18 protein-coding genes and 2 pseudogenes are annotated in these 20,382 nt (G+C 59.8%); 13 read left to right on the top strand and 7 right to left on the bottom strand.

What is annotated here, in order from left to right:
• Positions 1 to 165: 165 nt before the first annotated feature.
• Complete coding sequence (locus EAH78_RS15155; RefSeq protein WP_140668235.1) at positions 166 to 1,968, top strand: acyl-CoA dehydrogenase; 1,803 nt, start codon at positions 166 to 168, stop codon at positions 1,966 to 1,968.
• Positions 1,969 to 2,087: 119 nt separating this feature from the next.
• Here EAH78_RS15155 and EAH78_RS33365 read toward each other — a convergent pair whose 3' ends face one another.
• From EAH78_RS33365 to EAH78_RS15140, 4 genes and pseudogenes are all read right to left on the bottom strand, one after another.
• The gene (locus EAH78_RS33365) at positions 2,088 to 2,819 is read right to left on the bottom strand and encodes a methyl-accepting chemotaxis protein (RefSeq protein ID WP_430539940.1); all 732 of its coding nucleotides are present in this window, start codon (positions 2,817 to 2,819) and stop codon (positions 2,088 to 2,090) included.
• Between the two features lie 132 nt (positions 2,820 to 2,951).
• Positions 2,952 to 3,980, bottom strand: a pseudogene (locus EAH78_RS33360) (HAMP domain-containing protein); the annotation flags it as partial.
• 146 nt (positions 3,981 to 4,126) lie between these two features.
• A complete protein-coding gene (locus EAH78_RS15145; RefSeq protein ID WP_010464343.1) occupies positions 4,127 to 4,429 on the bottom strand; it encodes a cell division protein ZapA in 303 nt (100 codons plus the stop codon).
• Positions 4,426 to 4,656, bottom strand: coding sequence for a hypothetical protein (locus EAH78_RS15140; protein WP_027922060.1), 231 nt, complete (start codon positions 4,654 to 4,656; stop codon positions 4,426 to 4,428). Before EAH78_RS15140 ends, EAH78_RS15145 begins: the two co-directional genes overlap by 4 nt.
• Positions 4,657 to 4,866: 210 nt before the next feature.
• On the opposite strand from EAH78_RS15140, the pseudogene EAH78_RS33355 reads away from it, so the two are divergent.
• The 5 genes and pseudogenes from EAH78_RS33355 to selO form a co-directional block, all read left to right on the top strand.
• A pseudogene (locus tag EAH78_RS33355) lies at positions 4,867 to 5,703 on the top strand (MCP four helix bundle domain-containing protein); the annotation flags it as partial.
• Positions 5,686 to 6,558, top strand: a complete 873-nt coding sequence (locus EAH78_RS33350) for a methyl-accepting chemotaxis protein (protein ID WP_404942955.1) — start codon at positions 5,686 to 5,688, stop codon at positions 6,556 to 6,558. The pseudogene EAH78_RS33355 and the gene EAH78_RS33350, both read left to right, overlap by 18 nt.
• 295 nt (positions 6,559 to 6,853) lie before the next feature.
• A complete protein-coding gene (locus EAH78_RS15130) occupies positions 6,854 to 8,596 on the top strand; it encodes a potassium/proton antiporter (protein WP_123435543.1) in 1,743 nt (580 codons plus the stop codon).
• 34 nt (positions 8,597 to 8,630) lie between these two features.
• Complete coding sequence (mscK, locus tag EAH78_RS15125; RefSeq protein ID WP_140668232.1) at positions 8,631 to 11,981, top strand: mechanosensitive channel MscK; 3,351 nt, start codon at positions 8,631 to 8,633, stop codon at positions 11,979 to 11,981.
• A gap of 48 nt (positions 11,982 to 12,029) precedes the next feature.
• Positions 12,030 to 13,493, top strand: coding sequence for a protein adenylyltransferase SelO (gene selO / locus EAH78_RS15120; protein ID WP_140668231.1), 1,464 nt, complete (start codon positions 12,030 to 12,032; stop codon positions 13,491 to 13,493).
• Positions 13,494 to 13,499: 6 nt separating this feature from the next.
• Here the strand turns inward: selO and EAH78_RS15115 are convergent, their stop codons facing one another.
• Positions 13,500 to 13,862 (bottom strand): type II toxin-antitoxin system PemK/MazF family toxin, encoded by a 363-nt coding sequence (locus EAH78_RS15115; protein ID WP_140668230.1) that lies wholly within the window; start codon positions 13,860 to 13,862, stop codon positions 13,500 to 13,502.
• Complete coding sequence (locus EAH78_RS15110; protein ID WP_140668229.1) at positions 13,862 to 14,131, bottom strand: AbrB/MazE/SpoVT family DNA-binding domain-containing protein; 270 nt, start codon at positions 14,129 to 14,131, stop codon at positions 13,862 to 13,864. The genes EAH78_RS15115 and EAH78_RS15110 overlap by 1 nt, the downstream gene beginning before the upstream one ends.
• Before the next feature lie 271 nt (positions 14,132 to 14,402).
• On the opposite strand from EAH78_RS15110, the gene trxC reads away from it, so the two are divergent.
• Complete coding sequence (gene trxC, locus EAH78_RS15105) at positions 14,403 to 14,837, top strand: thioredoxin TrxC (protein ID WP_140668228.1); 435 nt, start codon at positions 14,403 to 14,405, stop codon at positions 14,835 to 14,837.
• A 132-nt stretch (positions 14,838 to 14,969) separates the two neighbouring features.
• Here the strand turns inward: trxC and EAH78_RS15100 are convergent, their stop codons facing one another.
• On the bottom strand, positions 14,970 to 15,740 hold the full coding sequence (locus EAH78_RS15100; protein WP_123435539.1) for a ParA family protein: 771 nt from the start codon (positions 15,738 to 15,740) through the stop codon (positions 14,970 to 14,972).
• A gap of 355 nt (positions 15,741 to 16,095) precedes the next feature.
• Here EAH78_RS15100 and EAH78_RS15095 point away from each other — a divergent pair, with 355 nt between their 5' ends.
• Genes EAH78_RS15095 through EAH78_RS15070 form a run of 6 tightly spaced genes read left to right on the top strand, consistent with a single transcriptional unit; the run spans position 16,096 to position 20,332 of the window.
• The gene (locus tag EAH78_RS15095) at positions 16,096 to 16,821 is read left to right on the top strand and encodes a beta-ketoacyl synthase chain length factor (RefSeq protein ID WP_140668227.1); all 726 of its coding nucleotides are present in this window, start codon (positions 16,096 to 16,098) and stop codon (positions 16,819 to 16,821) included.
• Positions 16,797 to 17,606, top strand: coding sequence for a lysophospholipid acyltransferase family protein (locus EAH78_RS15090; protein WP_140668226.1), 810 nt, complete (start codon positions 16,797 to 16,799; stop codon positions 17,604 to 17,606). The genes EAH78_RS15095 and EAH78_RS15090 overlap by 25 nt, the downstream gene beginning before the upstream one ends.
• Positions 17,587 to 17,847: a phosphopantetheine-binding protein gene (locus tag EAH78_RS15085; protein ID WP_123435536.1), complete on the top strand. Its 261-nt coding sequence runs from the start codon at positions 17,587 to 17,589 to the stop codon at positions 17,845 to 17,847. Before EAH78_RS15090 ends, EAH78_RS15085 begins: the two co-directional genes overlap by 20 nt.
• Positions 17,848 to 17,856: 9 nt before the next feature.
• Positions 17,857 to 18,111: an acyl carrier protein gene (locus tag EAH78_RS15080; RefSeq protein ID WP_116262924.1), complete on the top strand. Its 255-nt coding sequence runs from the start codon at positions 17,857 to 17,859 to the stop codon at positions 18,109 to 18,111.
• A complete protein-coding gene (locus tag EAH78_RS15075; protein ID WP_140668225.1) occupies positions 18,108 to 18,653 on the top strand; it encodes a hypothetical protein in 546 nt (181 codons plus the stop codon). Before EAH78_RS15080 ends, EAH78_RS15075 begins: the two co-directional genes overlap by 4 nt.
• A complete protein-coding gene (locus tag EAH78_RS15070) occupies positions 18,650 to 20,332 on the top strand; it encodes an acyl-CoA synthetase family protein (RefSeq protein ID WP_140668224.1) in 1,683 nt (560 codons plus the stop codon). Before EAH78_RS15075 ends, EAH78_RS15070 begins: the two co-directional genes overlap by 4 nt.
• Positions 20,333 to 20,382: the final 50 nt, after the last annotated feature.

Genomic DNA, 20,382 nt, shown 5'->3' with positions numbered 1-20,382 from the left:
CAACATCGACTGATGCACCGCATTCGCGAGCAAGCCCGCTCCCACATTTGTTTTGTGGTGTCTGGTAAGTCGGTGCTCTGATCTACCATCACGCTCATCAATCATCCTGTTCAGCCTTTATTCCCACGCCTAGACTCGGACCATTCCAAAAAAAGGTAGGCCGCCATGTCCGAGACGTTGCTCAGTTCCCGCAATCTGGCTTTCGAGCTGTATGAAGTCCTCGATGCCGAGGGCCTGACCCAGCGTGAGCGTTTCGCCGAGCACAATCGCGAGACCTTCGATGCCGCCATCGGCACCGCCCGCAACATCGCCGAAAAATTCTTCGCTCCGCACAACCGCAAGGGCGACGAGAACGAGCCGCGCTACGAGGACGGTCAGGCGATTCTGATTCCGGAAGTTAAACCGGCGGTGGATGCGTTCCTCGAAGCCGGTTTCCTCAACGCCGCGCGCAGTTTCGACGCGGGCGGCATGCAGCTTCCTACGCTGCTGTCCCAGGCGTGCTTCGCGCATTTTCAATCGGCCAACGCGGCGTCCACTTCGTACCCGTTCTTGACCATGGGCGCGGCGAACCTGATTGAAAGTTTCGGCACCGAGGAGCAGAAACAGCGCTTCCTGCAACCAATGATTGACGGCCGCTTCTTCGGCACCATGGCCCTGACCGAGCCGCATGCCGGCTCGTCGCTGTCGGACATTCGTACCCGCGCCGAACCTGCGTCCGACGGCACTTATCGCCTCAAGGGCAACAAGATTTTCATCTCCGGCGGCGATCACCCGCTGTCTGAAAACATCGTGCACATGGTGCTGGCCAAGCTGCCGGACGCACCGGCCGGGGTGAAGGGTATTTCACTGTTCATCGTGCCCAAGTTCCTGGTCAACGATGACGGCAGCCTCGGCAAGCGCAACGATGTGTTGCTGGCCGGGTTGTTCCACAAGATGGGCTGGCGCGGCACCACGTCCACCGCGCTGAATTTCGGCGACAACGGCGAGTGTGTCGGCTACCTGGTGGGCAAGCCGCACCACGGCTTGAGCTACATGTTCCAGATGATGAACGAAGCGCGGATCGGTGTCGGCATGGGCGCGGTGATGCTCGGTTACGCCGGCTATTTGTACTCGCTGGAATACGCCAGGGAACGTCCGCAAGGTCGCGTGTCGGACAGCAAGGACCCGAACACCGCACCAGTGGCGATCATTCAGCACGCCGACGTCAAGCGCATGTTGCTGACGCAGAAGGCCTACGTTGAAGGTTCGTTCGACCTCGGGTTGTACGCCGCGCGATTGTTCGATGACACCACCACGCTTGAAACTGAAGCCGAGCGCAAACAGGCCCATGAACTGCTGGATTTGCTGACGCCCATCGTCAAATCCTGGCCGTCGGAGTTTTGCCTCAAGGCCAACGAATTGGCGATCCAGATTCTTGGCGGCCACGGCTACACCCGTGAATACCCGGTTGAGCAGTACTACCGAGACAACCGTCTAAACCCGATTCATGAAGGGACGCACGGTATTCAGTCGCTGGACTTGCTGGGCCGCAAACTGGCGCAGAACGGTGGTGCGGGGCTCAAGCAATTGATCCAGTTGATCGCCGACACCGGCGCGCGGGCGCAGACGTATGAATCCCTGACCGCATTGCGTGAACCGCTGGAGAAACTGGTGTCACGCCTGCAAACCGTGACCATTGGCCTGCTGACTGATCTGGCGCAGGGCAAGGTCAACAGCAGCCTGGCGAACTCGGCGCTGTACCTGAAAGTGTTTGGGCACACGGTGATTGGCTGGCGCTGGCTGGAACAGGCGATTCGGGCTGAGGAAGGATTGGCCAAGGGTAATGCGGCGGATGTGAGCTTTTATAAGGGCAAGCTGCAGGCGGCGCGGTATTTCCTGACGTGGGAAGTGCCGGGTTGTCACCATGAGCTGGCGATTCTTGAGGCGCGGGATGATGTGTGTTTGAACATGCAGGATGAGTGGTTCTGATCAGAGCTTTGTGGTGCTGCTGAAATCCATTCGCGAGCAAGCCCGCTCCCACACTTGAAATGCGATCAAATGTGGGAGCGGGCTTGCTCGCGAAGGCGCCCGCTCAGGCAACACATTTTTCAGCTCAGCTTGAAACTGCTCATCTGCCGCGCCAGATCATCCGCCAACCGCTGCAACGTCTGGCAGTCTTCGCGGCACGCTCTCACTTCCCCAGCCGTCGCCCGCGCCAAATCCGATATCCCCTGCACGTTGCGGTTGATCTCCTCGGTCACCGCCGACTGCTCTTCCGTCGCCGTCGCCACCTGATGGTTCATGTCGCTGATGCGCTCTACCTGCCCGGTAATCGCGGTCAACGACGCGCCAGTGCGCTGGCTCGATTCAACACCGGTGCCCGTCGCCGCTTGCCCTGAATGCATGGATGACACGGCATTCTCCGCACCCTGCTTGAGGCTACCGATCATTTGTTGAATCTCATCAGTCGACGCCTGCGTGCGCCGCGCCAACGTGCGCACTTCATCCGCCACCACCGCAAACCCGCGCCCCATGTCCCCGGCCCGTGCTGCTTCGATGGCAGCGTTAAGCGCGAGCAAATTGGTCTGTTCGGATATTCCGCGAATCACCGCCAGCACTTGATCGATAGAGGCGACCTGATGAGCCAGATCGCCCACCGCCGTTGCCGCGAGGCCGATTTCATCGGACATGCTTTCTATATGCCGAATCGACCCGCCGACCACTTCCCGCGCCTGCATCGCTTCATCGCGGGCATTTTGCGAGGCGACCGCCGCGTTGCCAGCGTTCTGGGCAATTTCCTGCACCGTCAAACCCATCTCATGAACGGCTGTGGCGACCATGTCGGTCATTTCCTGCTGCCGGCCAGAGCGCTGGGCCGTGTTGTCCACCACCTTCGCCACTTGGCCGACGGCGGTGCGCAAGCGCTCGCTGGTGGTCAGCACTTCGCCGATCATTTCGCGCTGGCTGTCGAGGAAGCGATTGAAGCCGCGCGCCAGATCTCCCAGTTCATCGGCGCGACTGGAATCTAACCGATGGGTCAAATCTCCACCGCCGCTACCGATGGCCACCAACGCCGCTGTTACCTGACGGATCGGGCGCACCAATCCACGGGCCAGCAACACCACCAGCATCAGGCAAACCAGCGCCACGGCCAGGCCGATGCCGCTGCTCATCCACATGGCGCGACGAGCTTCAGCGTAGATCTGCGACTGCGGCACTTCGGCCACCAGCGTCCAGCCCAGGTCTCGCAGCGGCAGGCTCAACGCGAGGAAGTCTTCGCCGTCTCTTATAAAGCTGCTGTTTGTGGCAGTTTTTTGACCCATGACCGCTTGCGCCGCCGGAGCACCGATTTGCTCGGACAAGGTGCGTTTACCGCTGAATTGCGCCTCGGGATGCACCTGGATCAAACCGTCGGAACGCACGAGATAGACCTTGCCGCGTGCCCCGAAGCTGAAGTTGTGGATCAGCTCCGACAGCTCTTTCATGCTCAACCCGAGCCCGGCAACGCCCACGACTTTACCGGCGGCCTGGACCTTAAGGTCGATGAACAGCGCCAATTCTCCGGTCGCGGTGTCATTGTCGATATTGAGGGTGCGCGGCTGGTTGCTGTCGAGGAATGAGTAGAACCAGGCGTCTTTCGGGTTGGAACGGCTGAGGGTCCGGTCCAGGCCTTTTTCGGTCAGATAGTGGTTTGACGCCGTGCCGATAATCAGCGCGGTAAAGGCTTTGTGTTCCGCGCGAATGCCTTCCAGGTATTGCGCGAATTCGGCGGTGCGGCCGCTGTCTTCACCGGCGGCCAACCAGTCTCGCACCATGCTATTGCTGGCGATGTCCTTGGCGGCGGTGAGGGGTTGAACGAGGATTCGTTCGATGTCGTTGCGCATCGCTTCGATGCTCGACGGCAGGGCCTGTTCGACCAGGTAGCTCTGGGCGAGTCGGTTAACCACGAGGGTATAAATGCCCACCACGATCAGGATACTGACCAGCAGGGCGGTGCCCATGCTCAGGATCAGTTGCCATTGAATACTGCGTCGCCAGAACTGCATGGTGCACCCCCAAAGAATAAGAGGCTGAAACACTGCAACAGCCGTGCCGATTGTATACAACGCTTATCGACAATTTATTCTTTGGTTGTGCGCAAAGCCGATCAGGCCTGATTGATCGTCTTGGAGATCACTTCAACCGTGGCGCTGACTTGCTCTTGGTAACGGTCGAGTTCCTGCTTGTGCTGCTTTTGCATTTCGATTTGCTGCGAGCACAGATTCATCGCGGCCAATACCAACAGGCGGTCACCGATCAGGGTCGGGTACTTCCGTTTGGTGTCGGCCAAAGCAGCTTTCAACATCATCGCGGCGTCCAGCAGGGTTTGCTCTTCCCCGGCCGGCGCCTTGATCGAATAGTCCTCCCCCAGGATCGAGACGACTTTTACCCCTGCGGCGCCGTGATTCATGCGCTGACCGGACCGGCGCTGACGCGCTCAACCAGGGCCTGGATGCGTGCGGCGGTGGCGCCTTGTTTCTCTTCCTGCTCCATCAGGCTCAGCTGCAGGCTTTCGTTTTCATCCTTGGCCTGAGCCAGTTCTGCACTCAGGGTCTGGTTAGTGCCCAGCAGTGCCTGGTTCTGTTGCACCAGGTCATTTACCAGCTGTTCCAATTGGCTTAGGGATGCTTCCAACATTTTGATTTTCCGAGCATTTTCAAAGGGCGCGTACGATAAAGAAAAGTCACCACGGATGCCAGGGTTATTGGGGCCCAAGGCCTTGATTTTCCTGGCGGGCGACCTTTCTCGCGAGCAGTAGAGACTGTGATTGGCGGATCGGGTTCCTGCACTTCGTCGCAGAAGGCCCTTGTGCGACAAAAACGCGCAGGCGCTCAAGACTTTAGTCGCATGACCGATAAGTCAGTCTTACGTCAGCTTCAGCGCCGCACGGGTGCGCTCACTTCGGTAAACACCATGTCCCTTCGTAATATGAATATCGCTCCACGGGCGTTCCTCGGTTTTGCCCTGATTGGCAGCTTGATGCTGATCCTGGGTGTGTTCGCCTTGAACCAGATGAGCAAGATTCGCGGTGCCGCCGAGGAGATCACCTTGAGCAGCGTGCCGAGCATTAAAAGCCTCGACGAATTCACTCAACTGACTCTGCGTCTGCGTGTTCTGTCTTATCGCTTGCTGGTCAACCGCGAGCCGGACGTGCAGCAGAAAACCATAGACCTGCTGGAAACCCGCAATCAGCAGATCCGCAGCGCCCAGACGACCTACGAAAAACTGATCAGCAGCCCGCAGGAACGTGCTGCTTACGATCAATACGTGCAGTTGCTGGGTCAGTATCGCCAGATCGAAGACCGCATGAAGAGCCTGTCGCGCAACAATCAGGTCGATGAACTGCGCACTTTGCTCAACACCGATTTGCTGACCAACTCCGAAGCGGTCAACACCGTGCTCAACCGTTTGCTGGAGATCAACACACAGCAGACCATCGACACCAATCAGCAGGCGGCCGACCAGTATTCCTCGGCATTCAACCTGGTGATCACCCTGCTGGTCATCGCCACCGGCCTGACCTTGCTGTTCGCCTGGTTGCTGACCAACAGCATTACCAAGCCGATCGCCAACGCCCTGAGCGCTGCCGAGGAAATTGCCGAAGGCAATCTGACTCGCCCGATCACCGTCGACGGTGAAGACGAAGCGGGCCGCTTGCTGCTGGCGATGTCGAAGATGCAGGACAAGCTGCGTGACACCCTGCAACGGATTTCCGGCTCGGCCACGCAACTGGCGTCCGCCGCTGAAGAGCTCAATAGCGTCACCGACGAAAGCGCCCGCGGACTGACTCAGCAGAACAACGAAATCGAACAGGCGGCCACTGCGGTCAACGAAATGACCAGCGCCGTGGAAGAAGTCGCACGTAACGCCGTGAGCACTTCCGAAGCCTCGAAAAACGCCACGACGTCGGCCGGTGATGGCCGTGATCTGGTGCAGGAAACCGTCAGCGCCATCGAACGCATGAGCGCCGATGTGCAGAGCACTGCGACGCTGATCGGCGATCTGGCTAATGAATCCCGTGACATTGGCAAGGTGCTGGACGTCATTCGCGGCCTGGCTGACCAGACCAACCTGCTGGCCCTCAACGCGGCCATCGAAGCGGCCCGCGCCGGTGAAGCCGGGCGTGGTTTTGCGGTGGTGGCGGATGAGGTTCGTGCCCTGGCGCATCGCACCCAGCAGTCGACCAGCGAAATCGAACGCATGATCGGCAGCATCCAGAGCGGCACCGAGCACGCCGTGGATTCGATGCGCAACAGCACCGAACGCGCCGAGTCGACATTGAATATTGCTCGTGGTGCCGGCCTGTCGCTGGACACCATCAACAGCGCCATCGTCGAGATCAACGAACGCAACCTGGTGATCGCCAGCGCGGCGGAAGAACAGGCGCAAGTGGCCCGGGAAGTGGACCGCAACCTGGTGAACATTCGTGATCTGTCAGTGCAATCGGCGACCGGGGCGAATCAGACCAGTGCGGCGAGTAATGAGCTGTCGCGATTGGCGCTGGACCTGAACAACATGGTTGGGCGGTTTAGCCTTTAACACCCAACTCAATCCCTGTGGCGAGGGAGCTTGCTCCCGCCCGGCTGCGCAGCAGTCGCAAAATGGCGACCTAGCTGAGTCTGACTCACCGCGGTGTTTGTCCGGGGTCGCTGCGCAACCCAGCGGGAGCAAGCTCCCTCGCCACAGTGATCATGCACACCTGCGCAGCAGTCCATTCATTTCTCCGTGCTGCAAAACCTTTTTGACAGCATCACATTTCAACAGGTTAGAATCGCTGGCACGCAGACTGCATGGTCAGTTTGTGCCCGCCTTTCGTTTTTCTGGAGTACTGCCTTTGAATGCAATCACCATCAACAGCCTGTTTCTGATCGGCGCGTTGCTGGTAGGTGCGAGCATTCTGGTGAGCTCACTTTCGTCCCGCCTCGGTATCCCGATTCTGGTGATTATCCTGGCCGTGGGCATGGCTGCCGGCGTCGACGGTGGCGGCATTATTTTCGATAACTACCCCACGGCTTATCTGGTCGGCAACCTCGCGCTGGCGGTCATCCTGCTCGACGGTGGCTTACGCACCCGGGTCGCGAGTTTCCGCGTTGCGCTCTGGCCGGCGCTGTCGCTGGCCACGGTCGGGGTGTTAATCACCACGGCGTTGACCGGTATGGTCGCCGCTTGGCTGTTCAACCTGAGCATCATCCAGGGCCTGTTGATCGGCGCGATTGTCGGCTCGACCGACGCCGCGGCGGTGTTCTCGCTGTTGGGTGGCAAAGGTCTGAACGAACGGGTCACCGCCAGCCTCGAAATCGAATCCGGCAGCAACGACCCGATGGCGGTGTTCCTCACCGTGACCTTGATCGACATGCTCGCCAGCGGCGAGACCGGCCTGCACTGGAGCTTGCTCGGGCACTTCGTGCGCGAGTTCGGCATCGGTGCTGTCGTTGGCCTCAGCGGCGGCTGGCTGATGCTGCAGCTAGTCAACCGGATCAATCTGGCCAACGGCCTTTATCCGATTCTGGTGATTGCCGGCGGCCTGGTGGTGTTTGCCCTGACTAACGCCCTGCACGGCAGCGGTTTCCTCGCGGTGTATCTGTGCGGCCTGGTCATCGGCAACCGGCCGGTGCGCAGTCGGCACGGCATTCTTCATATGCTCGACGGCATGGCCTGGCTGGCGCAGATCGGGATGTTCCTGGTGCTGGGGCTGCTGGTCACCCCGCATGACCTGCTGCCGATCGCCCTGCCCGCGCTGGGTCTGGCGCTGTGGATGATTCTGGTCGCGCGGCCGCTGTCGGTGGTGGCTGGATTGCTGCCGTTCAAGGCGTTTCATGGCCGCGAAAAAGCGTTCATTTCCTGGGTCGGCCTGCGCGGCGCGGTCCCGATCATTTTGGCGGTGTTCCCGCTGATGGCCGGTTTGCCCCACGCTCAGCTCTATTTCAATCTCGCCTTCTTTATTGTGCTGGTGTCGCTGCTGGTGCAGGGCACTAGCCTGCCGTGGGTGGCCAAACTGCTGAAGGTGACGGTGCCGCCGGAGCCCGCGCCGATCTCGCGGTCTGCACTGGAAGTGCATGTCACCAGTGAGTGGGAGCTGTTCATTTATCGCCTCGGTGCCGAGAAATGGTGCATCGGCTCGCCCCTTCGCGAGCTGAAAATGCCCGAAGGCACGCGCATCGCGGCGCTGTTTCGTGGCCAGCAATTGCTCCATCCGTCGGGTAGTACAGTGCTGGAAGTCGATGATTTGCTGTGTGTTATCGGCCATGAACACAATCTTCCCGCCCTCGGAAAACTCTTCAGCCAGGCACCGCAACGAGGTCTGGATTTGCGCTTCTTCGGCGACTTCGTACTCGAAGGAGACGCCCAGCTGGGCGCGGTTGCTTCGCTGTACGGGTTGAAAGTCGAAGGCATCGATCCGGACATGGCGCTCGGCCACTTCATCGCCCAGAAAGTCGGGGGTGCACCCGTGGTCGGCGACCAGGTAGAGTGGAACAACACCATTTGGACCGTGGCGGTCATGGAAGGGAACAAGATCGGCAAAGTGGGCGTCAGATTCCCCGAAGGAAGTCGCCCCGGTCCGGGCTTGTTCCTCTAAACTCCATTTCTCGTCTCGTTTTCGATCGGTCTCTATGTCAACCCTGCGCACCTTTTTCGTCATGGCCCTGCTGGGCTTGAGCCTCTCCGTCGGCACGCTGCAAGCGGCCGAACCGCCGTCCAGCGAAGCCGTGCAGGCGAGCCTGGACAAGATCGCCGACCGCAAGCTGCCGGAAGCCGATCAGAAAGCGCTACAAGCCATCCTGCAAAACACGCTCACCCAGCTCAACAACGAGCGTGACTACAAGCAAAAACTCGCCGACCTCAAACAGCAACTGGCCACGGCGCCGAAGCAGAACATCGAGAACCAGCGTGAACTGGCGCGACTGAAGGCCACCAAGCCGCAGCCGGTGACGCAACGCTACGCCAACTTGTCGATCCCGCAGCTCGAGCAAATGCTCACCGAGCGCTCGACCCAGCAAAGCGATCTGCAAAAGGCCCTGGCCGACGCCAACAGTCTGGTGATTACTGCCCAGACCCGACCAGAGCGCGCCCAGGCGGAAATTTCGGCCAGCCAGACGCGCATTCAACAAATCAACAACACCCTCAAGACCGGCAAGGATGCCGGCAAAACATTGAGTGGCGAACAGCGCGATTTGCTCAATGCCGAACTTGCCGCCCTGAATGCCCTGATCCCGCTGCGCCGCCAGGAACTGGCCGGCAACAGTCAGTTGCAGGACTTGGGCAGCGGCCAGCACGATTTGCTCTCGGAGAAGTCCGATCGCCTGGATCAAGAGATCCAGGAGCTGCAAACCCTGATCAACCAGAAACGCCTGGCGCAGTCCCAGGAAACGGTGACCCAACAATCCATCGAGGCGCAGAAATCCGGCGGTAGCGCCCTGTTGGCCACCGAAAGCGCGGCAAACCTGAAGCTCTCCGACTACCTGCTCAAAAGCACCGACCGCCTCAACGAAGTCACTCAGCTAAACCTGCAGACCAAACAACAACTGGACAACGTTACCCAGAGCGATTCGGCGCTGGACGAGCAAATCAACGTGCTCAAGGGCAGCCTGCTGCTCTCCAAAATTCTCTACAAACAGAAGCAGTCCCTGCCGCGCTTGAGGCTCGACCGCAACCTGGCGGACCAGATTGCCGACATTCGTCTCTATCAGTTTGAAGTCAGCCAGCAACGCGAACTGCTGAGCAACCCGGCCACCTACGTCGACAACCTGCTGTCGACCCAACCGCCAGAGCAAGTCACCCCGCAACTGCGCAAGAGCCTGCTGGAACTGGCCACGACCCGCGCCGATCTGCTGGAGCGACTGAACCGCGAATTGAGCGCCGTGCTCAACGAATCCATCACCCTGCAACTCAACCAGAAACAACTGTTGAGCACCGCGCAAAGCCTACGCGCGACCCTCGACGAGCAGATGTTCTGGATCCCCAGCAACAAGCCGCTGGACCTGGAATGGATTCGCGCAGTGCCGGAACGCTTGCAGCGCCAGGTCACCACCTTGCCGTGGTCTTCCAGCCTGAGCGAACTGAGCGACGGTCTGATCCAACGACCGCTGCTGTTTCTGCCGCTGGTGCTGCTGATCGGCGCCCTGTTGTGGCGGCGCAAGAGCCTGTATGCCCGCCTGAACAAGGTTCACAAGGACATCGGCCACTTCAAGCGCGACAGCCAGTGGCACACGCCTCAGGCCATCCTGATCAATATTTTGCTGGCAATGCCGGTCGCGCTCGGCCTGGCCCTGTGCGGCCTGGCCTTGCAGATCGACGCCCGCGGACAGAACGCCAACATGGGTGCAGCGCTGCTGCAAATGGGCCAGGCGTGGCTGGTGTTCTACACCGCCTACCGGATCCTCGCGCCGGGCGGCGTGGCGGAACTGCACTTCCGTTGGGAAAAACCTCAGGTCGAATTCCTTCAAGGCTGGATCCGTCGACTCGGTCTGGTGGTCATGGCGCTGGTGGCGGTAGTGGCGGTCGCCGAGCTGCAACCGGCGACGCTCGCCGATGACGTGCTGGGCATGCCGGTGGTGTTGACCTGCTACGCCTTGATGGCCTGGCTGCTCAGCCGCTTGCTGATGCGCAGCCCGGCGCACGAGAACACTTCGTTATTCCGAAAAATCGTGGGGATCCTGTTTACCGCCCTGCCGATCGCGCTGTTCGTGGCCGTGTGCTTCGGCTACTACTACACCGCGCTCAAGCTCAGTGATCGACTGATCAACACCCTTTACCTGCTGATGTTCTGGCTGGTGATCGAAGCCACGTTTGTGCGTGGCCTCAGCGTGGCGGCCCGCCGACTGGCGTACCAGCGAGCGCTGACCAAACGTCAGGCTGCGAAAGAGGCCGGGGACGGCGAAGCGGTGATCGAAGAACCGACGCTGGACATCGAGAAGGTCAATGAACAGTCCTTGCGCCTGATCCGCCTGGCGCTGCTCGGCGGTTTCATGGCCGCGCTGTACTGGGTCTGGTCAGACCTGATTTCGGTGTTCTCGTACCTCGACAACATCACCCTCTACGAATACACCAGTGGCACCGGCGCCAACTTGAGCATGGTGCCGCTCAGCATCGGCGACATGCTCGGCGCACTGATCATCATCGGTATCACCGTGGCGCTCGCGCGCAACCTGCCGGGGCTTCTCGAAGTGCTGGTGTTGTCAAAGCTGAACCTGGCTCAAGGCAGCGCCTACGCCACGACCACGTTGTTGTCTTATGCAATCGCCGGCATCGGTTTCGTCTCGACCTTGTCCACACTGGGCGTCAGCTGGGACAAATTGCAATGGCTGGTGGCAGCACTATCGCTGGGTATCGGTTTCGGGATGCAGGAGATCTTTGCGAACTTCATCTCCGGCATCATGATTCTGTTCGAACGCCCGGTACGCATCGGCGACACCATCACCATCGGCAACCTTTCGGGTACGGTCAGCAAGATCCGCATCCGCGCCACGACCATCACCGACTTCGACCGCAAGGACATCATCGTCCCGAACAAGACGTTCATTACCGGGCAGCTGATCAACTGGTCCCTGACCGACACCATCACCCGGGTAACGCTCAAGCTCGGCGTTGATTACGGCTCCGACCTGGACCTGGTGAAAGAACTGCTGCTCAAGGCTGCCCGCGATAACCCGCGCGTGCTGAAGGACCCGGAACCGCACGTGTACTTCCTGAATTTCGGCGAAAGCACCCTCGACCACGAGTTGCGCATGCACGTGCGCGACCTCGGCGACCGCAACCCGGTGCTCGATGAGGTCAACCGCTTCATCAACCGCGAGTTCAAGAAGCAGCACATCAACATTTCGTTCCGGCAGATGGAGGTCTACCTCAAGAACCTTCAGGGTCAGGAATACAAAATGGTGCCGATCGAGCCGCAAAGCACAACCATGGTGCCGATGGCCGATGGCAAACCACTGCAAGAGCCGCCACCCGCCAAGCTCGACTAACCGCCCTATCCCCAGCAGAATGCTTGGACATTCTGCTGGAGATGGCCGGTGAAAGCCCTCGACGAACTGACCTTCGATAATCGTTTTGCCCGCCTGGGCGATACGTTTTCCGCCCATGTGCTGCCCGAGCCCATCGATAACCCGCGCCTGGTGGTGGCCAGCCCTGCGGCGATGGTGCTGCTGGACCTGGACCCGGCCGTTGCACAAACCCCGGAGTTCGCCGAGCTGTTCAGCGGCCACAAGCTCTGGGCCGACGCGGTGCCGAGGGCGATGGTCTATTCCGGGCATCAGTTCGGCTCCTACAACCCGCAGCTGGGTGATGGTCGTGGCTTGTTGCTGGGCGAGGTCTACAACGAGGCCGGTGAACACTGGGACTTGCACCTCAAGGGCGCCGGCCAGACGCCTTTTTCGCGCATGGGCGATGGCCGCGCCGTCTTGCGCTCCTCGATCCGCGAATTTCTCGCCTCTGAAGCGCTGCATGCCCTGAACATCCCGACCACCCGCGCGCTGTGCGTGATCGGCTCCGACACGCCGGTCTGGCGCGAGAAGCAGGAACGCGCGGCGATGGTCCTGCGTATGGCGCCGAGCCATGTGCGCTTCGGGCATTTCGAATATTTCTACTACACCAAACGTCCCGAGAAGCAGAAAGAACTCGGCGAACACGTGCTGGCCCTGCATTTCCCCGAATGCCTGGAACAGCCGGAACCGTATCTGGCGATGTTCCGTGAAATCGTCGAGCGCAATGCCGAGCTGATCGCCAAGTGGCAGGCCTATGGCTTCTGCCACGGGGTAATGAACACCGACAACATGTCGATCCTTGGCATCACCTTTGACTTCGGCCCGTTCGCCTTCCTCGACGACTTTGACGCCAACTTCATCTGCAACCACTCTGACGATCAGGGCCGGTACTCCTTCAGCAACCAGGTGCCAATCGGCCAGTGGAACCTCAGCGCCCTGGCCCAGGCCCTGACGCCGTTCATCAGCGTCGAAGCCCTGCGCGAAACCCTCGGGCTGTACCTGCCGCTGTACCAGGCCCACTACCTGGACCTGATGCGCCGCCGCCTCGGTTTCACCACTGCTGAGGAGGATGACCAGAAACTGCTGGAACAGCTGCTGCAACTGATGCAGAACAGTGGCGTCGATTACACGCTGTTCTTCCGCCGTTTGGGTGATGAATCAGCCGAACTGGCGGTTGCCCGGTTGCGCGATGATTTTGTCGACATCAAGGGTTTCGACGCCTGGGGCGAGCTCTATATCGCTCGGGTTTCCCGCGAAGGTTCTCTTGATCAAGAGCAACGCCGCCAACGGATGCACGCGGTTAATCCGCTGTACATCCTGCGTAATTACCTGGCGCAGAAGGCTATCGACGCGGCGCAGAGCGGCGACTATTCAGAGGTTCGGCGGCTGCACGCGGTGCTGAGCAATCCGTTCGAGGAACAGCCGGGGATGGAGATTTACGCCGAGCGGCCGCCGGAGTGGGGCAAGCATTTGGAGATTAGTTGTTCGTCTTGACGCTGGTTAATCCAGTGGATCGATGGCACTGACGACTCGAGCAACGATGTCAGCCATCGTCACATCATCAAGACGCTCGATAAACTTGGCAGAGCCATCACGGACACGCTGTTCAATATCAAAACTGCGCACCTGATTACATACCGCGACACCCGTCGTGTCATGACCTGACACGACGACCGTAAGGCCGGAGTTTCGACTGAAGTTGCCGCCGCTGGTAATAGGGACAGTCATGCTTACGCCCAGGGCATTGATCTCCCGTGGCGTTATCACCACGAAGCGATGCCGATTCATCATTTCTCGTCCAGCAACCGGATTGGGGTCAACCCAATAGACGTCGCCCCGCTGCGGGGCCTGCCGACGCACCATCAACCCAGCTCCCGGCCAACTGGATCACCTTCGCGTGCAGACGCTGTCAGCGCATTCAATTCAGTCATTTCTTCAGCGCCTTCAAGCAACTCGGACAAGCTGTAGCGTTTGCGAGAAGAGGGCGCAACGGGGCGAGCAATCAACTCGCCATTGACCACATTCAGTTCCAACTGTGCTCCCACCTCCAGATGCAGGAGTTTCAGTAAGGTAGGCGGGAGAGTTATCACTGCAGCACCACCCTGACGGCGGATTTTGGAGGTCACGGACACGGGAGTACTCCTATCCGAAAATTGGAAAATATCGACAACTCAATAAGTGCAACAAAAGTAGCACGCAGCTGACAGCAAAGCGATCTCCTTGGCCAATGATTAAGTCATGTTGATTTGCCCCCAGCGTAGCTACCGTTTCAACACCGAACAGCCGGAAACTGTGAGCAATTGCGACGGCTAAGAATTCGCCTCCGTCGTTTTATCAACTTGATAAATCCTGCCTTCGACTCCAAATCATCGAGCCTGACTGCTCAATTCTTCGGAACTCAAAATGACCGACCCACTCCTCATCCCCTGCCCCCACTGCAACGGCCTCAACCGCATCCCCGCCGAGCGCCTCAGCGACCACCCAAAATGCGGTCGCTGCAAAGCCGAGGTCTTGCTGAGCAAGCCGTTCGAACTGAAGCAAGGCGATTACGCCAGCCAGATCAAAGGCGATCTGCCGTTGCTGGTGGATGTGTGGGCGGATTGGTGTGGGCCGTGCAAGTCGTTTGCGCCGGTGTTCGAGCAGGCGGCCGCTCAATTGGCGGGCAAGTGCCGGTTGGCGAAACTGGACAGCGAGGCGAATCAGCAGTTATCGGCGCAGTTGGGGATTCGCTCGATTCCGAGTTTGATTCTGTTCAAGAACGGCCGGGAAGTGGCGCGCCAGAGCGGGGCTTTCCCGTTACCGCAGTTGATGAGTTGGCTGCGTAGCCAGGGGATCTAATACAACCACCGACTCAAAGTGGGAGCGGGCTTGCTCGCGAATGCGGTGTGTCAGTTAATGTAGATGTCGACTGTCACACCGCATTCGCGAGCAAGCCCGCTCCCACATTTTGATTGCTGGTGTTAGCCGGGATCAGGCATTTTCCAGCAGGTTGTGCAGCTCGACGAATTGCTGGGTCAGCTTGTGCCGTGGGTCGAGGTGGATCAGCGGTGTGTTGGCCTGGTGGGATTCGCGCATACGCACTGAGCTGGCCAGGTACACCGGCAACACCGGCAACCCTTCGGCGATCAACTCGTCAAGGATCTGCTGCGGCAGGCTGGCCCGGGCCTGGAACTGGTTGACCACGATGCCTTCGACTTCCAGGCCTTCGTTGTGGTCTTCCTTCAATTCCTCGATTTCAGCCAGAAGGCCGTACAACGCCTGACGCGAGAAGCTGTCGCAGTCGAAGGGGATCAGCACGCGATCCGCGGCAATCAACGCAGATACTGCATAGAAGTTCAGCGCCGGCGGTGTATCCAGGTAGATCCGGTCGTAATCTTCCCCCAACTCTTCAAGCAACTTACGCAACTTGTTGATCTTGTGTTTAGCCTCAAGCTTGGGCTGCAAATCCGCCAGTTCGGCCGTGGCGGTGACCACGTGCAGGTTCTCGAAGGGCGTTTCGTAGATGTCGACCTGGTTCTTCTTCGAGAACGGGCCGGAGGAAAGGGTTTGCTTAAAGAAGTCGGCGATGCCCATCGGGATGTCGCTGCCGGTGAGGCCCGTCAGGTATTGAGTGGAGTTGGCCTGGGCATCGAGATCCACCAATAGGGTGCGATAGCCCTCGCTGGCGCTGACCGCCGCCAGATTGCAGGCAATACTGGATTTGCCCACGCCACCTTTTTGATTAAACACCACGCGCCGCATGTCAGACCTCCGTGTATCAAAGAATGACCGAGTGTAGTAGTCCACGGCACAGCTTAGCTACCACCTTGGGATAGGGACTACACGGTCAGCGCTTGTTTCCCTATGGATAAGAGGCAATCTCATCCATTGAATCGCGTAATGCGCCGACAGACGCGAGTATCCCGATGTGGATAATGGCCAAACGAAAGCTTTTCGCAGACCGGACGGTACATTTCCTTGCGCAAAATGTAACCAGTATTTGCTACGCACCCGTAGCACCGGGATAATGCGCGCCACTCGGCGTTACGCGCCACGTAAGGTCTGTCGCTGTTTTTGCGACTCACCGCGTCACGTTAGCCCTGCAGGGGCGGGATGTATGTCTTTGATCAACTTCAACATCGCCCAATGGCGCGCGTGGGCTCCTGGGCTCGAAAGCGTGGACGACTGGCAGGCATGGAGCCGACAACCGGTCGTGCTTGCGAGCAGCGATGCCGCCCCCGACGTGTCGTTTCTGCCGGCCATGCAGCGTCGGCGACTCAGCCGCTTGGCGCGAATGGCCTTCAGTGTCGGCTGGCCGTTGGCCGATGGTCGCAAGGACCTACCGTTGGTCTTTATTTCCCGCCACGGCGAAACGCCGCGCACATTCGAAATCCTCAGGGATCTGGCGACCGATCAACCGTTGTCGCCCACTCAATTCAGCTTGTCCGTACACAACGCCGTTATTGGTCTCTGGTCGATCATGCGTGGCGAAACCAGCGAGATGACGGCGCTCGCCGCCGCCGGCGACGGTCTTGAACACGGCATGCTAGAGGCCGCGGCGATGCTGGACGAAGGCGCGCCTGCCGTCCTGCTGATTGTCACCGAAGAACAACCGCCCGACGCCTACGAGGCCTGGATCGACGATGTGCCGTTCCCGTATGCAGTGGCTTTGTTGCTGACCCCCGGTACCGACTGGCAGTTGTCCCTGAACAGCTCGACGCAAAGCTTGTCCAAAGCCCACTGGCCCCATGCCCTGAATCTGTTATGCACTTTGCTCGGCCAGCAAACCACTTGCCAACATGCCTGGAAGAAACGTGTATGGACCTGGCATCGCACCCCGTAACCGGAAAAAACCGCGACGCCTATTACTGGCGCCTGCTGGCCACTGCCGCAAGCTTCACCCTCTTCGGGTTGGGCGGCCTGTGCCTGCGGCTGGTGGTTTTCCCGTTGCTGGGTTGCTTGCCCGGTGATGCCATGACCCACCGACTGCGCGCACGAAAAACCGTCAGTCGCTGCTTCTGGTTTTTTGTCCGGTTCATGGCCCGTACCGGTGTTCTGACCTACGACATCCAGGGGGCGGAAAAACTCGGTCGTCCCGGGCAAATGATCCTGGCGAACCACCCCTCGCTGATCGATGTCGTGTTTCTGATTGGCCTGGTGCGTCATGCCAACTGCGTGGTGAAGCAAAGTCTCTGGGACAATCCCTTTACCCGTGCCCCGCTGCGTCGCACCGAATACATCAGCAACGACGGCAGCATGGACATGCTTGACGCGGCTGCCGACGCGCTGAAAGACGGTCAGACCTTGATCATATTTCCCGAAGGCACGCGCACCCAGCCTGGCGAGGCGCCAGCCTTTCATCGGGGGGGCGCGGCGATTGCTTTGCGCGGTGCGAAAATCCTCACCCCGGTCATCATCAAGGTCAGCCCGTCGACATTGACCAAGGCCGAGCCCTGGTACCGGATCCCGAAATGCCGCGTGCACTTCAGTTTTCGCGTTGGGGCCGATATAGACCCACAGTCTTTCGCAACGTTAGGCCCGCCCCCGCAGGCTTCGCGCAAGCTTAACGAATATTTGCATACGTACTTTATTAAGGAGCTCGCCGAAGATGAGCGAACTGCACCGTGAAATCAAAGAACTGATCATTGACGCCCTCGGCCTCGAAGACATCAGCGCCGATGACATTGACAACGACCAGACATTGTTCGGCGAAGGCCTGGGCCTGGATTCGGTGGACGCTCTGGAGCTCGGCCTGGCGATTCAGAAAAAATACGGCATCAAAATCGACGCCGACGCCAAGGACACCCGTAATCACTTCACCAACGTGGCGAGCCTTGCGGCGTTCGTCACTGCAAAACAGGCAGCTTGAGACCGGACCATGCAAACTCGTGACGACATTTTCAACACCCTGCGCGATGCCTTGGTCGAACTCTTCGAGCTGGACCCGGAACGCGTGAACCTCGAATCGAACCTGTACCAGGATCTGGAAATCGACAGCATCGACGCCGTCGACCTGATCGATCACATCAAGCGTCAGACCGGCAAGAAAATCGCCGCCGAAGAATTCAAATCGGTGCGCACTGTCAGCGACGTGGTCGAGGCGGTCTACCGTCTGGTTCAACCGGCCGCATGAGCCGATTGATCGGCCTTGGCCTGCTGCTCGCAGGCCTGTTGTACCCCTTTGCGGTGTATTTCGGCATGGAGCATTTTGCTCCGTGGCAGTTCGGCCTGTTGCTGGGCAGCCTGTGGCTGGCGCGGGCACTGCTTGGCGTGCGCAAGCCCGGCAGCCTGTGGATGGCGATCACCGCGATGGGCTTCTGCCTGTTGTTGGCACTGTTCGACAGCCCGCTGTTGCTGCGCTGGTACCCGGTGCTGATCAGCCTGTTCATGCTCGGGCTGTTTGGCCTGAGCCTGAAATTCGGACCGCCGATGATCGAACGTCTGGCTCGGTTGCGTGAACCGTACTTGCCGGCCAAGGCAATTGTTTATACGCGCCAGGTGACGATTGTCTGGTGTGTGTTTTTCCTCTGTAACGCTGCACTCGCCGCCGCCCTGACCCTGTGGGCGCCGCTGAGTTGGTGGATGTTGTACACCGGTCTGATTTCCTACGGATTGATGGGCCTGCTGTTTGCCATTGAATGGCTTATACGACGAAGGGTACGAGGCCACCCATGAATTGGATAAAACTTGAGCATTTGTTGCTCAAGGCTCACCCGGAGCGGGCCGTGACGGCCGAGCCGGCACTAAATCACGCACAGCTGTGCGAACAGGCGCTAAGCGTCGCGGCCGGTCTGCAAGCCCAAGGCGTGCGGCGTATTGCCGTGCACCTTGAAGACGCCGCCGACCTGGCCATTGCCCTGCTCGGTGCCTGGCGTGCCAGCGTCAGCGTGCTGCTGCCCGCCGATCTGCAACCGCAGACTCGTCAGCGCTGGTCCGGCGAAGTCGATCTGTGGCTGACCGACGTGGCAGACGACGCGCATATCGATGACTACCGGCATACGCCGATGATCGCTGCGGCACTGGATCTGGACAGCTGTCAGTTGAGCCTGTGCACGTCCGGTTCCAGCGGCGAGCCCAAGCGCATCGACAAAACCCTGCGCCAGATGGCCAACGAAGTCCAAGCGCTGGAGCGGCTGTGGGGCGCGGATCTTGGCAATGCCTGCATCATCGGCAGCGTCGCCACGCAACATATTTATGGTTTGCTGTTTCGAGCGCTTTGGCCGCTGTGCGCCGGGCGCTCGTTCGTGCGCCGGCAACTGGCCTTTCCTGAAGATTTGCAACGCGCCAGCCGCGAGCACTCGGCGTTTGCCTGGGTCGCCAGCCCGGCGCTGCTCAAGCGCATGGGCGACAACCTCGACTGGCCGGCGTTAAGTGCGGTGCGTCGAGTGTTTTCTTCCGGCGGCGCCTTGCCCATCGACGCCGCGCAGAGCCTGTATGAACGCTTGCAACAATGGCCGACGGAAATCCTCGGCAGCTCGGAAACCGGTGGCATCGCCTGGCGACAGGGCCAGAATCTGTGGCAGCCCTTCGCGGGTGTCGAGTTGAGCCAGGACAGCGACGGCGCACTGATGATTGCCTCGCCGTATCTGCCGGTCGGCCACATCGAACACACCGCAGATGCCGCACGCATTACCACCGATGGCCGTTTCGAATTGCTGGGACGGCTGGATCGCATCGTCAAACTGGAAGAAAAACGCATCTCGCTGCCGATGCTGGAACACGCATTGGAAGCGCACGACTGGGTCGCCGAAGCGCGACTGGGCGTGGTCCAGGAAAACCGTGCGTCGTTGGGGGCGCTGCTGGTGCTCAGCGCCGCGGGCCTGCATGCCTTGCGTAATCAGGGGCGACGCACCCTCACGCAGGAATTGCGACAGCACCTGTCCCAGCATTGCGAAACCCTCGCCCTGCCACGACGCTGGCGATTGCTGCGGCAATTGCCCCTGAACGCTCAGGGCAAGCTGCCTCAGGCCGATGTCGAAGCCTTGCTGCTCACGCCCCGAGTCAAAGCACCGGAAGTGCTCGAACAGGTCGAACTCAACGGCGAGTGGAGCCTGCAACTGGCAGTCCCGCCGGACCTCGCTTACTTCAGCGGCCACTTCCCGCAAACACCGGTATTGCCCGGCGTGGTGCAGGTGGAATGGGCGATGAGCCTCGGCCAGCAATTGATGGACCTGCCGGCAAAATTCGCTGGCATGGAAGTGCTCAAGTTCCAGCAACTGGTGCGCCCGGGGGACGAAATCCAGCTGCACCTGCGCTTTGACCCGGAGCGCAGCAAGTTGTATTTCGCCTATCGCAATGAGACCGCCACCTGCTCCAGCGGGCGGATTTTGCTGGAGGCTGCAGGCGATGCATAACCTGTGGAGTCAGCGCTCGTTGTGGCGAGGGAGCTTGTCGGATCGCCGCA

Origin of the sequence: Pseudomonas arsenicoxydans, assembly GCF_006438915.1 — a bacterium.
GTDB lineage: Bacteria > Pseudomonadota > Gammaproteobacteria > Pseudomonadales > Pseudomonadaceae > Aquipseudomonas > Aquipseudomonas arsenicoxydans_A.
Note: the sequence above shows the minus strand (reverse complement) of the source record. Positions and strands in the feature narration are given on the sequence as shown.

Bases quoted from the DNA above. Each gene is read 5' to 3' on its own strand.
- EAH78_RS15155 (WP_140668235.1), top strand. From the start codon at position 166: ATGTCCGAGACGTTGCTCAGTTCCCGCAATCTGGCTTTCGAGCTGTAT.
- EAH78_RS33365 (WP_430539940.1), bottom strand. From the start codon at position 2,819: ATGGTCGCCACAGCCGTTCATGAGATGGGTTTGACGGTGCAGGAAATT.
- EAH78_RS15145 (WP_010464343.1), bottom strand. From the start codon at position 4,429: ATGAATCACGGCGCCGCAGGGGTAAAAGTCGTCTCGATCCTGGGGGAG.
- EAH78_RS15140 (WP_027922060.1), bottom strand. From the start codon at position 4,656: ATGTTGGAAGCATCCCTAAGCCAATTGGAACAGCTGGTAAATGACCTG.
- EAH78_RS33350 (WP_404942955.1), top strand. From the start codon at position 5,686: ATGTCGAAGATGCAGGACAAGCTGCGTGACACCCTGCAACGGATTTCC.
- mscK (WP_140668232.1), top strand. From the start codon at position 8,631: ATGTCAACCCTGCGCACCTTTTTCGTCATGGCCCTGCTGGGCTTGAGC.
- EAH78_RS15115 (WP_140668230.1), bottom strand. From the start codon at position 13,862: ATGGTGCGTCGGCAGGCCCCGCAGCGGGGCGACGTCTATTGGGTTGAC.
- trxC (WP_140668228.1), top strand. From the start codon at position 14,403: ATGACCGACCCACTCCTCATCCCCTGCCCCCACTGCAACGGCCTCAAC.
- EAH78_RS15100 (WP_123435539.1), bottom strand. From the start codon at position 15,740: ATGCGGCGCGTGGTGTTTAATCAAAAAGGTGGCGTGGGCAAATCCAGT.
- EAH78_RS15095 (WP_140668227.1), top strand. From the start codon at position 16,096: ATGTCTTTGATCAACTTCAACATCGCCCAATGGCGCGCGTGGGCTCCT.
- EAH78_RS15090 (WP_140668226.1), top strand. From the start codon at position 16,797: ATGGACCTGGCATCGCACCCCGTAACCGGAAAAAACCGCGACGCCTAT.
- EAH78_RS15085 (WP_123435536.1), top strand. From the start codon at position 17,587: ATGAGCGAACTGCACCGTGAAATCAAAGAACTGATCATTGACGCCCTC.
- EAH78_RS15080 (WP_116262924.1), top strand. From the start codon at position 17,857: ATGCAAACTCGTGACGACATTTTCAACACCCTGCGCGATGCCTTGGTC.
- EAH78_RS15075 (WP_140668225.1), top strand. From the start codon at position 18,108: ATGAGCCGATTGATCGGCCTTGGCCTGCTGCTCGCAGGCCTGTTGTAC.
- EAH78_RS15070 (WP_140668224.1), top strand. From the start codon at position 18,650: ATGAATTGGATAAAACTTGAGCATTTGTTGCTCAAGGCTCACCCGGAG.